Consider the following 13316-nt stretch of genomic DNA (forward strand, 5'->3'; position numbering starts at 1 on the left):
CGACATGACGCTCGCCATCGTCTCGCATCTGCCGCACATCATCGCCTACAACATCGTCGGCACCGCCGACGACCTGGAATCGGTGACCAAGACGGAAGTCATCAAATATTCCGCCTCCGGCTTTCGTGACTTCACGCGTCTGGCGGCCTCCGACCCGACCATGTGGCGGGACGTCTGCCTGCACAACAAGGACGCCATTCTCGAAATGCTGGCGCGGTTCTCGGAAGATCTGGCATTCCTGCAGCGGGCGATCCGCTGGGGCGACGGCGACAAATTGTTCGACCTGTTCACCCGCACCCGCGCCGTGCGCCGCTCGATCATCGAGGCTGGCCAGGATATCGACGCCCCCGATTTCGGCCGTCAGGCGGTAGAGCATCCGTTGAAGAATTAGGCTGTTTCGGGCCAGGTCGCCGTGACCATCGCCAGCGTCTCGGCCCGATCCGGCGCGCCGAGCCTGCCGCCAAAGCGCAGGCATTTGAGCGCGGCGGCGGCACTTGCAAAGCGCAAGGCCTGCTCGACCGGCATGGCCTCGGCCAGTCCGACGGCAAAGGCGCCGTGAAAGACGTCGCCGGCGGCGAGCGTGTCGACCGCCTTGATCCTTGGCGCCGCGACATGGCGGGACAATCCCGACGCGCGATCGAACCACCAGGTGCCTGCCGCGCCGCCGGTAACGGCGACGAACGCATCGGTGCGGGAGGCCATGTCAGCGCAAGCGCTCGCCAAGTCCAGCGCCTGGCCGCATATGATGCGGACCGCCGGCTCCGAGGCGACGATGTGCGAAGCCAGCGGCAACAACTGCTCCAGCACCGGCAACGGCGCCGTGTCGGCATCGAGGATTGCCGGCCGGCCGGCCGGGCGCGCCGCCTCGAGGGCAAGTGTCGCTGCACCCGGCCACCGCACGTCCACGAGCACGGCATCGAAGGCCGTGATGTCGGTGAAAGGCAATGCCTCGGGATCGGCCTGGGCCAGGCTGTCGTAGAAAGGCACGATGATGCGCTCGCCATGCGCGTCGACCAGGATCGAGGCCAAAGCCGAGCGGGCGCCGCTGACGCGGCGGACATAGCTGCAGTCGATACCCTCGGCCTCGACCCCGGCGATCAGCTGATCGCCGACCGCATCATCGCCGGCGCTCGCCCACAGCGACACCTCGGCACCCAGCCGGTGCGCGGCGCAGCCAGCGCTGGTGGCCATGCCCGAGGCGATCTGCACGCCATCGGCGGCGATGAACTTTCCCTGATGCGTGGGCAGCGTGTCGACACGCAGGATGGTGTCCAACGTCAGCGCGCCGACACTGAGGAGCCTCGGGGGTCTTGCCATGGCGCCGCTATTGCACCGGCTTGATCTTGCCGAGCGGGATGAAGCCGAGCGAGGCCTTGCCCTTGACCACTTTCAGCGGCATCGACGGTTCGCTGCCCAGCATGGCGAGCGCTGCAAAACCCTGTTCGATCGCATTCTTCTGCTCGGGTATGGCTCCGGCAAGGATGGCTGCCACGGCCTTCGGATCCTTAATCCTGATCATCAGGTCGGCGTCGACCAGGCCTTCGGCGTCGACCGACAGCGGCCCGGAAACGGTGACCCGCGCCGTGCCTGACGACAAATCGAGGTTGCGGATCTCGACCCTTTCGCCGCGAAGGCTCTTCACCTGCGTTCCGATCAGCGCGACACCATTCTTCAACGTGGCGTCGCCGCTGGCATCGAGCGCCGGCAGCACGCGGCCGCCGATCGCATCCGGATCGATCTCCAGATCGGTGAAGCTGCCGAGATAGTCGACGTCCTGACCGTTCGGCTGCAGCTGGCCGGCCGCCCTGCCGGCGCTGAACAGTTCGACCGGATCGGTGTCGTCGGCCGGATCGGTCTGGCCCGACAGGCCTTCCGCCTGCAGCGCGATGCGCTGCGGCAGCGGCCATGACAGTTTGACCCTGGCCTGCAGATTGTCCCAGTCGATCCACAGCGGCACCATGCCGGGGACGGAAGTCCTGAGCGGCCCGCGCAGATCGGCGACCGGGGACAACGGCTGGATGATCTGGGCGACGGCATTGAAGGAGCCGGCCGAGGCCGCAATGCTCTTGGCATCGTCCTCATACGCCAGATTGTCGCAAGAGACGGTAAAGCTCAGGGGGTAGCCGCTGACCTGGAGATTGGCGCAGCCGGCTGCGATGCCGCTCTTGTTGAGCGTGGCGACCGCCTTGTCCGCCTCGGACCTGACCCTGTTGGCCAGATAGAACCAGCCCCCGCTGTAGATGGCGAACAGCATAACGATGAACGCCACAAGCCAGAACAGGCCGCGGCGGGACTTTGGTCGGCGTTCGTCACTTGACGTCATGCTTTGGCTCTCATTAACCCACGGTGTTGGTTGACGGACCTTCGATTCCGACAACACCTGGTGGACATTGACGAATAGGTAGCCGGGGACGGACGGAAAAACACCGGTTTCCGGTGCGGTGTGGCCATTCTTTTTGCAATCAGGCACGGCGATATGGGCGATTTTTGGGTGTTTGGCTACGGTTCGCTGATCTGGCGGCCGGGTTTCGCACATGTCGAGACGCGACGCGCCCATTTGCACGGCTACCGCCGCTCGCTTTGTGTCTATTCCTTCGTGCACCGTGGCACGCGCCAGCGGCCCGGGTTGGTGCTTGGCCTCGACCATGGAGGCTCCTGCGTCGGCCTGGCTTTCCGTGTGCCCGGCGAGCTGCGCGACGAGGTGATCGCCTATCTGCGTGAGCGCGAACTCGTCACCAGCGTCTATCTCGAGCGGACGCTCAAGGTCCGCCTCGACGGCGGCGGCACGGTCCAAGCGGTCGCCTACATCGTCGACCGCAAGCATGAGCAATATGCCGGCGCGCTGGATGCCGCGCATGCGGCGGCGGTGGTGCGTGGCGCGGCAGGCCAATCCGGCAACAATGAGGATTATGTGCTCAGCACGCTGAAGCATCTGGAAGCACTGGGCATCCGCGACCATTGGCTGGAGGATGTGGCACGGGGGATAGCGCCATCGTGAAGCACTGGCTCTGCTGAAAGAGGCGGTCAGGCCTTTGACCTCGACGCGGCACGACCTAGCTTAGGCTGCGAACCTGGCCAGCGCGCGGCATGCGCCCCAATCATCACGGAGAACCATCTTGCAGAAACGCCGTCTCGGTCGCACCGACCTGTCCATCGCGCCGCTGGTTCTGGGCGGCAACGTCTTCGGCTGGACCGCCGACGAGAAAACCTCTTTCGACCTGCTGGACCGCTTCGTCGCGGGCGGACTGAACGCCATCGATACGGCCGACGCCTATTCGCGCTGGGTACCCGGCAACAAGGGCGGTGAATCGGAAACCATCATCGGCAACTGGATGAAGGACCGTGGCAACCGGGACAAGGTCGTGGTGATCACCAAGGTCGGCTCGGATATGGGGCAGGGGCACAAGGACCTCTCCGCCCCCTATATCGAAAAGGCCGTCGAGGCCTCGCTGAAACGGCTGCGGACCGATGTCATCGATCTCTATCTGTCACACTGGCCGGACCCGGCCACGCCCTATGAGGAGACGCTTGGCGCCTATGAGAAGCTGCTTGCCAAGGGCAAGGTCCGCCATATCGGCTGCTCGAACCTCGACGCCGGCCAGTTGCGCGCCGCGCTCGATGTGGCGAGCCTGCGCAGCTTGCCGCGCTACGATGTGCTGCAGCCGGAATACAATCTCTACGACCGCTCCTCCTTCGACCGGCCGTTGCGCGATCTGTGCGTGGCCGAGGATATCGGCGTCATCACCTATTTCAGCCTTGCCAAGGGCTTCTTGAGCGGCAAATACCGCAGCGAGGCCGATCTCGGCCAAAGCGAACGCGGCGAGGACGTCGGCAGCTATCTGAACGCGCGTGGCATGCGCATTCTGTCCGCTCTGGATGCCATATCCGCCAAGCATTCGGCGAAACAGGCGGAAGTCGCTCTTGCCTGGGCAATCGCGCGGCCAGGTGTCACCGCACCGATCGCCAGCGCCACCAAGCCCAGCCAGATGGACAGCCTCATCAAGGCGGCGTCGTTGAAATTGACCGCCGCCGACATGGCCGAACTCGACAAGGCGAGCGACTGAGGCTTCAGCCGCCGCACGCACGAACGTCCAAGACCACGCTCCCGTCTTGCCATAGCGTCCTTGGCCATTGGCAAGTCAGAGGGTGCGATGACGGAGCCGTTTCTTTCGCAGCCGCAGCTCTGGCGGCCTCTGCTCGCCCTGGTGCTGGCCGCGACGGTGGTCATGGGCAGTCCAGGGCCGGCAACGATAAGCGTCACCGCTGTTGGCGCCGCCTTCGGCCTGCGCGATTCGCTGCGCTATACCTTCGGGATCGTTCTCGGCACGGTCGCCGTGCTGCTGGTCGTGACGACCGGGGTCATGGCGGTGCTTGGGTCGATGCCGAAGCTGGCGCCGGTGCTGGTTGTCGCCTCGGCAGCCTACATCCTCTATCTCGCCATCAGGATCGCCACGGCGCCGCCGCTGGCGGCACGCACGGCCGACGCCGCGCGCCCCACCTTGCTGGCCGGGTTTCTGCTGGCTGTCGCCAACCCGAAAGCCTATGTGGCGATCGCCGCCGTGTTCGCTGGCGCCTCGTCGAGCCAGGACGGCGCGGAACTCGGCCCGTGGCTGAAGCTGACGGTGCTCGCGGCGATGATCGTTGTCATCCATGCCGTCTGGCTGCTTGCCGGTGCGGCGTTCGCCCGCTTCCTGCGCAGGCCTGTCGCTTCGCGGATCATCAATCTGATCTTTGCCGCGACGCTGGTGCTGACCACGCTGCTGGCCGTCTACGGCTGATCGCCTGGCTGGAGGCTTTCAGGCCTTCGCGCCGAGCTCCCGCAGCCGTTTTGACGCCGTCGGCGGGAAGGCGGGCGGGTTGGGCGCGCGCGATGCCTCGATGAGGAGCTGGTCGCAAGCGGCTTCGGTCTCGCCGATCAGCCGCGCCATGAACTCGTCCTTGCCGAGGCCCGGGGGGATCGGCGGCAGGAAACGCGCCTTGATGGTGCCGGGATAACGCAGGAACTTGCGGCGCGGCCAATAGAGGCCGGCGACATGGGCCACAGGCACGACGGGCACGCCCAACTGCGCGTAGATCTCGACAATGCCGTATTTGTAGGCCGGTTCGTCGCCCGGCGCCCGGCGTGTGCCCTCGGGATAGATGATCAGCTGGCGCGGGTTGCGCGCCATCTCTTGCTTGGTCGCCGCGACCACCGCCTTCAAGGCCTTGGAGCGGCTGCCGCGATCGACCGGGATCATGCGCATCTTCATGATGTACCAGCCGAAGAACGGGATCCAGGTCAGTTCGCGCTTGAGGATGTAGAGCGGGTCCTGGAGGAAAGGGAAGAAGGCGATCGCATCCCAGAACGACTGGTGCTTGGGCGCCAGGATAAAGGAGCCTTCGGGCAGGTTTTCCTGGCCGGTGATGTCGTTCTTCGTTCCGGCGATCTTGTCGTAGAGCCACATGCAGCTGCGTGACCAGAATTTCGGCACGAACCAGGCGCGGTGGCGGGGCGACAGGAAATAATAGGGGGTCCAGAGGATCATCTGGACGATCAGATTGACGTAGAAGACGAAATTGAACGCCAGCGATCTGACATAGAGCATGAGGGAGGTCCGGTGAGGAAGTGTGCGTTGGTTACACCAAGCGCGGGAAAAAAGGAAATGGCACGGCAGTGTCCCGGCCGATGCTGAAGCATGGCTTACGCCAGCGCAGGCACGTTATCCCAATCGCGCCAGCCGCTCCTTCAGACGCGGTGCGGCAAAGTCGAGAAAGGCGCGCAGCTTGACCGGCAGCAGGCCGTGGCCCGCACGCACCAGGCTGACCGGCCACGGTTCGGGCTCGAACTCTTCCAGCACGACGCGCAGCATGCCGGACCGCACGGCGGCATGGACCTGATAGGAAAGCACTTTCGTCAGCCCGACGCCGGCAATCGCGGCATCGATCGCCGCCTCGGCGGTGTTGACCTGCAGGCGCGCGCGGACCTGGACGGTGATGTCCGTCTTGCCTCGGGCGAAGCTCCACGGGGCGGAGGAGGAAAGTCCCTCGAAGGTGATGCAACTGTGAGTGCCTAGATCTTCCGGAATCGTGGGCGTGCCGTGCTCGGCCAGATAGGCGGGGCTGGCGCAGACGACGCGGCGAATCGAGCCGACGCCGATGGCGACCAGGCTCGAATCCGGCAACTGGCCGATGCGCAGCGCGAGGTCGAAATGGTCCTCGGCCAGCTGGGTTATGCGGTCCGCCAGGGTCAGGCGGATATCCACGTCGGGATAGGCCGAGAGAAAGCCGGTGACCACCGGCAGCACATGGAGACGACCGAAGACGACCGGCGCGGTGATGGCCAGTTCACCGGTCGGAGCACTGTACTCGCCGGCGGCGGCGCGTTCGGCCTCGCCAACGTCATCGAGGATGCGGCGGCAGGCCGCAAGATAGGCCTCGCCGGCATCGGTCGGCGTCAGCCGGCGCGTCGAGCGGTTCAGGAGCCGGGTGTTGAGATGGCGTTCGAGATCGGAAACCTTGCGGCTGACGGTGGCCAGCGGAATGCCGAAATGGCGGGCCGCGGCGGAAAGGCTGCCGACCTCCACCGCCGCGACAAAGAGCGACATCGCTTCGAGACGATCCATCATTTCTCCCAGAAAATGGAAGGAGTGATTGCAATTATGCACTCTGCATTTCAGGAATGGAAGGGATTATAAGTCGAGTCCGCCGCATGACCGCGCAATGGAGTTCTTATGTCTGAAAACCGCCCACCCCTTCCGCCCTTCACCGCCGAGAGCGCGGCGCAAAAGGCCCGTATGGCCGAGGATGCGTGGAACTCGCGCGATCCGGAACGGGTGGCGCTCGCCTATACGACCGACAGCCGCTGGCGCAACCGCGCCGAATTCCTGCAGGGCCGCTTTGCCATCCAGGCTTTCCTGACGCGCAAATGGAGCCGCGAGCTCGACTACCGGCTCATCAAGGAGGTCTGGGCCTTCCACGGCAATCGCATCGCCGTGCGCTTTGCCTATGAATGGCACGACGACAGCGGCTCCTGGTTCCGCAGCTATGGCAATGAGAACTGGGAGTTCGACGAGCATGGTCTGATGCGCCTGCGCATCGCCAGCATCAACGACCTGCCGATCGGCGAGGCTGACCGCAAATATCATTGGCCGCTTGGCCGCCGCCCGGACGACCATCCGTCGCTCTCGGCGGTCGGGCTTTAGTAGCGTCGTCCAGCAAGGAGGCTTCGATGAACGCACATACTTTCACCAGCGATGTCGCCTTCACGCCGACCGTCAAGGCGATCCAGGCGCGCAAGGGTTCGCGCCAGTCCTATGCCCGCGTCGAGGAACGTGGTGGCTGGCAAGACGTCATCACGCCGGACCTTGCCGCCTTCATTGAGCTGCAGACCAGTGCCTTCCTGTCGACGGCCAATGGCGATGGCCAGCCCTACATCCAGCATCGCGGCGGCCCGGCCGGCTTTCTCAAGGTGCTGGACGAAAGGACGATCGGCTTCGCGGATTTTTCCGGCAACAGGCAGTTCATCACGCAAGGCAATCTGGCGGACAATCCACGCGCCTTCCTGTTCCTGATCGACTACATGCTGCGGCAACGCATCAAGATCTGGGGCACGGCGCGCGTCGTCGAGAACGATGCCGAGCTGATGGCGAGGCTGATGCCGCAGGATTACAAGGCGCGGCCCGAGCAGGTCATCCTGTTAACCGTTTCGGCCTGGGATGCGAATTGCCCGCAACACATCCCGCAGCGCTTCGAGGCGGCCGATGTGGCAGCGGTGCTTGGCGAGCGGGACAGGCGCATCCAGCAGCTCGAACAGCAGATCATGCAGCTGGAAGCCGCGTCGAAGGGGACCGACAAGGAATGATGATGGAGCGACCGGGGCTCAGCCGCCGGCCGCGGTCTCGGCCAGCGCAATGCCGTCCGGGGTCGGTTTCACCGGCACGATGCCGCGCGCCAGCGCCAGCAGATATTTGGTGTATTCGGTGAACAGCACGCGCAACGCCCGCGGCTTGGTCAGCCAGCCACCATTGTCGAGATTGGAATTGACCACTGGATAGGGTTCCAGCTTGGCGCCATGCAGCAGGCGGCCCATTTCCAGCAGGCTGCGCGGCATGTGGTAATTGTTGGTGACCAGGATCACCGTGCCATAGGCATGGCTCTCGACCCATTTGGCGCTTTCCTCGGCATTACCGATCGTGTCGAGCGCGGCGCGGTCGATGTCGACGCAGCAGGAAAACAGGTTCTTGTCGCCGCCGGTGGCTGCCTGGAGCTGGCGCCGGCTGGCCGACGGATGCACGCCGCTGATCAAAAGCCGCTCGCCCTTGCCGGATGCCAGCAGGTCCATCGCGGCGTCAAGGCGCGACTGGCCGCCGGTGAGCACGATGATGGCATCGGCCCTGGCCGGATTGGCGGGCGTGGTGAGATGCGCGACCTTGTTGGCGAACCAGCCGAAGCCGCCGGCAAACAGCGTTGCGAGAACGAGGAGGCAGAGAGCGGATATCCGCAGTGCGGTTCTTAAACGGCTAACTCCGCCGTGGTCGCGCAAACGAGCAACCACCACTGGCATCTGCCCAGCCGTCCCGGTCGATTCCCGCACGTCCATGACCATATGGTTAATCCTGAAATGCGGCCTTTGGTAGTTAAAAGACGCACTTTGCGTTACGCCGTTTCTCGATCCGTGATGAGCCTGCTTCGATTTCCGCCAGAGCAAGTTGCCTTTCATGCGTCTGGTTGGCGAACATCGATGTCGCTGAGATAGGCAACGACGGTGGCATGCGAGGTTGCCGCCGTCAGCGCGCCGATCACCAGCACCATGAGGACGACGCCGAGATAGCCCGCCGAGCCGATGGCGAAATTGCCGAACAGGGCAGTCGCCTGGTCCGCCTGCGGCGTCGCCATATTGCGTGACGACCACCAGGAAAAGACGATGAAGACCAGCACCGCCGCAGCACCGCCGGCGGCCGCGCCCTTCATGCCGGTGACCAGGAAATGCCGACGGAATTCGCGCGCGATGAAAGCTGCCTCGGCGCCGACGAAATGCAGCACCTCGATGATATGGCCGTTGCCGGCCATGGCGCCGCGGGTCGCGAACACCACGGTCAGCACCGTCGCCGACAGCATCAGGGCCAGCACGGCAATGCCGATGGTCACCGTGGTGCGCGCCATGGCCACCAGCCGGTCGACCCAGGTGCGGTGATCGTCGAGCGATGCACTCGGCAGTTTCGGCGTGATGGCGGCGCGCATGGCTGCGAAATCGGGCGGGCTGTTCTCGTCGATGGTGACAATGATCAGGCGCGGCACCGGCAGCTCGTCGATGTTGAGGCCCGAACCAAGCCATGGCTCCAGCAGCCTGGCGGTCGCATCGCGGTCGATGATCTTCGTCGACTTCACACCGGGGGATTCGCCGGCGATCCGCGAGGCCAGGGCAAGGGCGGCCTCCATGTCGAGGCCGTCGGCCGGTTTGATCTGGATCGTCGCCTCGCGCGAGATCTGGTTCTCCCAGACCGAGGCGGTGTCGCGCACCAGCGTCACCGCGCCGAAGGTCAGGCAGGACAGGAAGGTCATGATGGCGATGACCAGGACGAGCGCCCGCCCGGCGATGTTCTGCGCCGGGACGATCGGCGCCATACGGCGCTGGGCGCGCGGCCTTGCTTCGGCCGCCTCGGCTTCCTGCTCATGCTCTTCGAGGTGTTCGGCGGACAGATCAGTCATAGATGTCCAGCCTTCCGCCGGCCAGGATCATGCGGCGTGCATCGACCTGTTCCATCAGGCCAAGGTCATGGGTGGCGATCACCACCGCTGTACCGAGACGATTGAGCTCGATGAAGAGGCGCAGCAGCCGCCGCGCGAGCGGCGGATCGACATTGCCGGTCGGTTCGTCGGCAAGCAGGATCTCGGGCTGTTCGATCAGGGCGCGCGCGATGGCGGCGCGCTGTTTCTCGCCACCCGACAGGACCGGCGGAAGCACATGCATGCGCTCGCCCAGCCCCACCCATTTCAGCAGTTCCGTGACATCGGTGCGGTAGCTCGCTTCCTCGCGCCCGCGCACGCGCAGCGGCAGCGCGACATTTTCATAGGTGGTCATGTGGTCGAGCAGGCGAAAATCCTGGAACACCACGCCGATGCGGCGGCGCAAATGCGGCAGTTCGGTGCGCGAAATACGCGAACGGTCCTTGCCGAAAATGGTGATCAACCCGCGCGTCGGCTTCAGCGACATGAACAGAAGGCGCAGCAACGTCGTCTTGCCGGCGCCCGAGGGTCCGCTCAGGAACTGGAAGGAGCGCTCCGGGATGTGCAGGGAGATGTCGCGGAGGATTTCCGGACCCATGCCATAGCGGAGGCCGACATTTTCGAAGCGAATCAATTTCGACGACCTGAAATTCCTGGCAGCGCAGCGCCTGCCCGTTCTGCGAAAAGACCATCGGCCGGCATGGTTAACCGGCGGTTAATTTCTGGCTTGTTTCGGCGCGTCACGAGGGCTCCGGTGGGGAAGCGTTAACCATTTTTGTTTACGCAAAAGAAACGAAAAGCGAACACGCGCAATAACGGGGCCATGATGGCTGAGGAACGAACCGCGCGCCCGGTTTCCGGCGAAATCATGACCGATCCCCCGGCAATTGTCGCGGCGGAGCGGATCGTGCGCGGCCCGGCCGCTGATATCGTTGAAGCCGACTATGAAGTGATGCCGCGCCTTGTCCCTGCCGTGGAAAGCGTTTCACCGCCGCCGCGCCTGATTGTCACGCCGCCGATCGAGGGCATGGACATGCTGCGCAAGCCGGAAGCGCCGGCGGAACGGCCGCCGGCCGCGCGCGGCGGGCCGATCTTCTGGATCGCCGGCATCGGCGCCGCCTTGGCCGCCTTTTGGGTTTCCGGCGGGCATGCGCTGGTGCGCCAGGCACCGTTCCTGTCCGGCGCGCAAGCCTCGGCGCTGACCATTTCGCGCGTCACCTCGCACGTCGACACCTCGGGAGCCAACCCGGTGCTGTTCGTCGATGGCGAGGCCGCCAATGGCGGGGCGGGGCCGGTGACAATGCCGCCGCTCGAAATCCGCGTGACCGGCAATGACGGGCGCATAACCCGCTATACGTTGGGGACATCCGGCCCTTCGCTGGCATCGGGCGAAAGATTCGGCTTTGCCAGCCGGCTCGACGTGCCTAAGAACGGCGTAAGGACCGTTTTGGTTACTTTCGCTGAGTAGGCGATCACCGGGGAAGACCACCAATGCCCATCGTACGCAACAAGGACATCGAAGTCCTGTTTTCGGCGTCGGCGATCGCGCGGCGCAATCTCGAACTCGCCAAGGAGATCGCCGGGCACGACTATCATGATCTCCTGGTCATTTCGGTGCTGAAAGGCTCGTTCATCTTCGCCGCCGACCTGATCCGCGCCATGCACGATGTCGGCCTGTCGCCGGAGGTCGAGTTCATCTTCATTTCCAGCTATGGCGCCGGCACCACCAGCGGCGAGGTGAGGGTGCTGCGCGACATCGACAATGAGGTCGCCGGCCGCGACGTGCTGCTGATCGACGACATTCTGGAATCGGGCAAGACACTGACCTTCACCCGCGATCTGATGCTGTCGCGCGGCGCGAAGAGCTGTTCCATCGCCGTGCTGCTCGACAAGCGCATGCGCCGCCAGACCGCGCTCGTCGCCGACTATGTCGGCTTCGACTGCCCCGATTATTTCGTCGTCGGTTACGGCATGGATGTCGCGCACGCCTTCCGTGAATTGCCGTTCGTGGGTGTCGTGAAAGGCGATGCCTGAGGCCGCTGCCTTGCGCCGACAAGTGCTGAAAAAGGCCTTAACGACGCCGGAAAAATTAGCCCGGTCAGGGGCTGGGTCCTTTCAGGAAAAGTCAACTTTTCGCGGCCAAATTGCCGGCCATGGCAAAGCTTTTGATCGTCGAGGACGATGAGTCCGTCCGTACCCTCGCTGCCCGCGCGCTTGAGCGTGCAGGCCACGCAATCGATATCGCCGCCGACGGTGCCCAGGGCTTGGCGCTGATCCGCGCCGCTCATGGCGGCTACGATCTCGTCGTCTCCGACATCCGCATGCCGGAGATGGACGGCATCGAGATGGCGATCGCGGCCGCCGCCCTTTTTCCGGCGATGAAGATCATGCTGATGACCGGTTATGCCGACCAGCGCGAGCGCGCCGAGGAGTTGAACGGCATCATCCTCGATGTCGTGCAGAAGCCGTTCACGCTGGCCGAAATCCGCTCGCGCGTCGAGCGCGCGCTGATCTGCTTCGCCTGATCAGACCGGATCGGCGGCGGCAAGGACGGGCGCAGTGGTCTTGCGCCGCTCGGTGTTGAGCGCGAGCAGGCCGGCGCCGATGATCAGCGCCGCGCCAATCACGGTGGTCGACCGCGGCACCTCGGCGAAGAACAGGAAACCCCAGAGCGGCGACCACAGAATGCCGGTGTATTCGAAGGTCGCTACCCGGTTGGCCGGCGCCAGCCGGTAGCCCTGCGACAGAAGGATCATGCCGGCCGAGGCGACGAAACCGCAGGCGGCCATCTTGAGGAAATCCGGCAGCGTCGGCCATATCCATGGACGCACCAGGAATTCGACGCTGGGGTGGACGGCGTGACTTATGCCGGCCAGATGGAACGTGCCGGCAACCACGGCAGCGCCGATGAGATAGGCGCCGTTCTGGTAGAAGGCCATGACGGTGGACGATTCGGTGTCGCCGATCTTGCGCGCCATCAGCTGCGAGAAGCCGTAGAGTGCCGCCGAGCCGAGCGACAGCAGGGCTGCCCAGTCGAACAGGCCGGCGCCGGGGCGCACCATCACGATGACGCCAAGCAGCCCGATCAGCACCGTCGCCAGCGTTCGCCAGGAGACGCGTTCGCCGAGATAGGGTCCGGCCAGCGCCATGATGAACAGCGGCGCCATGAAATAAAGCGCCACCGCGTCGGCCAGCGGCAGCGCCGCGATGGCCAGATAATAGACCGTGTACGAGGTAAACTGGATGAACGCGCGGATCGTCAGCAAGCCGAACCGCTTCGACAGGATTGCCGACAGCCCGACATCGGCGTGGACGAGAATGATCAGGATCGGCAGGGCGACGATCGAGCGGATCGCCATCACCTCGGTCACCGGATAGCCGCTCGACACGGCCTTGACGAGCGGGTCCTGCAGCGAGAACACCAGCACGCCCAGGCACAGGCTCAGGATGCCGCGCACCATCCTACTCCGCATCTGCGTCCCGGCTCCTGCGCGTACGATCCGAAGCAGCCCGCCTCCAGATCAAAAAGAACCCGCCACCGTTTCGGGCAGCGGGTACGAGTGAGGACTCGTTGATTGTCCGCAGCCGATTTCGCAGCCGCATATCCAATG

Annotated in this window: 17 protein-coding genes; 9 read left to right on the forward strand and 8 right to left on the reverse strand. The window is 64.6% G+C overall.

The window, feature by feature from the left end; translation table 11 throughout:
• On the forward strand, positions 1-391 hold a 391-nt coding region (locus C1D09_RS29080), incomplete at its 5' end, for a prephenate dehydrogenase dimerization domain-containing protein (RefSeq protein WP_143977433.1).
• Here C1D09_RS29080 and C1D09_RS29085 read toward each other — a convergent pair.
• On the reverse strand, positions 388-1317 hold the full coding sequence (locus tag C1D09_RS29085) for a sugar kinase (protein WP_143977434.1): 930 nt from the start codon (positions 1315-1317) through the stop codon (positions 388-390). The genes C1D09_RS29080 and C1D09_RS29085 overlap by 4 nt on opposite strands.
• Before the next feature lie 7 nt (positions 1318-1324).
• On the reverse strand, positions 1325-2323 hold the full coding sequence (locus C1D09_RS29090) for a DUF2125 domain-containing protein (RefSeq protein ID WP_143977435.1): 999 nt from the start codon (positions 2321-2323) through the stop codon (positions 1325-1327).
• Between the two features lie 153 nt (positions 2324-2476).
• On the opposite strand from C1D09_RS29090, the gene C1D09_RS29095 reads away from it, so the two are divergent.
• The 3 genes from C1D09_RS29095 to C1D09_RS29105 all read left to right on the forward strand — a co-directional run bounded on the left by C1D09_RS29095 (position 2477) and on the right by C1D09_RS29105 (position 4778).
• Positions 2477-2998 carry a gamma-glutamylcyclotransferase gene (locus tag C1D09_RS29095; RefSeq protein ID WP_143977436.1) on the forward strand — a complete coding sequence of 174 codons (522 nt, stop codon included), beginning with the start codon at positions 2477-2479 and terminating at the stop codon, positions 2996-2998.
• 118 nt (positions 2999-3116) lie between these two features.
• Positions 3117-4064, forward strand: coding sequence for an aldo/keto reductase (locus C1D09_RS29100; protein WP_143977437.1), 948 nt, complete (start codon positions 3117-3119; stop codon positions 4062-4064).
• Between the two features lie 87 nt (positions 4065-4151).
• The gene (locus C1D09_RS29105; protein ID WP_143977438.1) at positions 4152-4778 is read left to right on the forward strand and encodes a LysE family translocator; all 627 of its coding nucleotides are present in this window, start codon (positions 4152-4154) and stop codon (positions 4776-4778) included.
• Positions 4779-4796: 18 nt separating this feature from the next.
• Here C1D09_RS29105 and C1D09_RS29110 read toward each other — a convergent pair whose 3' ends face one another.
• The gene (locus C1D09_RS29110; RefSeq protein WP_143977439.1) at positions 4797-5585 is read right to left on the reverse strand and encodes a lysophospholipid acyltransferase family protein; all 789 of its coding nucleotides are present in this window, start codon (positions 5583-5585) and stop codon (positions 4797-4799) included.
• A gap of 114 nt (positions 5586-5699) precedes the next feature.
• Positions 5700-6602, reverse strand: coding sequence for a LysR family transcriptional regulator (locus tag C1D09_RS29115; RefSeq protein WP_143977440.1), 903 nt, complete (start codon positions 6600-6602; stop codon positions 5700-5702).
• A 108-nt stretch (positions 6603-6710) separates the two neighbouring features.
• Between C1D09_RS29115 and C1D09_RS29120 the strand changes: the two genes are divergently transcribed.
• Positions 6711-7181 (forward strand): nuclear transport factor 2 family protein, encoded by a 471-nt coding sequence (locus tag C1D09_RS29120; protein WP_143977441.1) that lies wholly within the window; start codon positions 6711-6713, stop codon positions 7179-7181.
• A 26-nt stretch (positions 7182-7207) separates the two neighbouring features.
• On the forward strand, positions 7208-7840 hold the full coding sequence (locus tag C1D09_RS29125) for a pyridoxamine 5'-phosphate oxidase family protein (protein ID WP_143977442.1): 633 nt from the start codon (positions 7208-7210) through the stop codon (positions 7838-7840).
• 18 nt (positions 7841-7858) lie between these two features.
• Here the strand turns inward: C1D09_RS29125 and C1D09_RS29130 are convergent, their stop codons facing one another.
• From C1D09_RS29130 to ftsE, 3 genes are all read right to left on the reverse strand, one after another.
• Complete coding sequence (locus C1D09_RS29130; RefSeq protein WP_143977443.1) at positions 7859-8584, reverse strand: YdcF family protein; 726 nt, start codon at positions 8582-8584, stop codon at positions 7859-7861.
• A gap of 110 nt (positions 8585-8694) precedes the next feature.
• The gene (locus tag C1D09_RS29135; protein WP_143977444.1) at positions 8695-9687 is read right to left on the reverse strand and encodes a cell division protein FtsX; all 993 of its coding nucleotides are present in this window, start codon (positions 9685-9687) and stop codon (positions 8695-8697) included.
• Positions 9680-10339 carry a cell division ATP-binding protein FtsE gene (ftsE, locus tag C1D09_RS29140; protein WP_010911739.1) on the reverse strand — a complete coding sequence of 220 codons (660 nt, stop codon included), beginning with the start codon at positions 10337-10339 and terminating at the stop codon, positions 9680-9682. The genes C1D09_RS29135 and ftsE overlap by 8 nt, the downstream gene beginning before the upstream one ends.
• Positions 10340-10528: 189 nt before the next feature.
• Here ftsE and C1D09_RS29145 point away from each other — a divergent pair, with 189 nt between their 5' ends.
• The 3 genes from C1D09_RS29145 to C1D09_RS29155 all read left to right on the forward strand — a co-directional run bounded on the left by C1D09_RS29145 (position 10529) and on the right by C1D09_RS29155 (position 12230).
• Positions 10529-11173, forward strand: coding sequence for a hypothetical protein (locus C1D09_RS29145; RefSeq protein WP_143977445.1), 645 nt, complete (start codon positions 10529-10531; stop codon positions 11171-11173).
• Positions 11174-11196: 23 nt separating this feature from the next.
• Positions 11197-11739 carry a hypoxanthine phosphoribosyltransferase gene (gene hpt, locus C1D09_RS29150; RefSeq protein ID WP_143977446.1) on the forward strand — a complete coding sequence of 181 codons (543 nt, stop codon included), beginning with the start codon at positions 11197-11199 and terminating at the stop codon, positions 11737-11739.
• Between the two features lie 119 nt (positions 11740-11858).
• Entirely contained in the window at positions 11859-12230 is a 372-nt protein-coding gene (locus C1D09_RS29155; RefSeq protein ID WP_010911735.1) for a response regulator, read from the forward strand.
• Here the strand turns inward: C1D09_RS29155 and C1D09_RS29160 are convergent, their stop codons facing one another.
• Positions 12231-13178, reverse strand: coding sequence for a DMT family transporter (locus tag C1D09_RS29160; protein ID WP_143977447.1), 948 nt, complete (start codon positions 13176-13178; stop codon positions 12231-12233).
• Between the last annotated feature and the right edge of the window lie 138 nt (positions 13179-13316).

It is taken from the genome of Mesorhizobium intechi, from assembly GCF_002879535.1.
Classification (GTDB): domain Bacteria; phylum Pseudomonadota; class Alphaproteobacteria; order Rhizobiales; family Rhizobiaceae; genus Mesorhizobium; species Mesorhizobium intechi.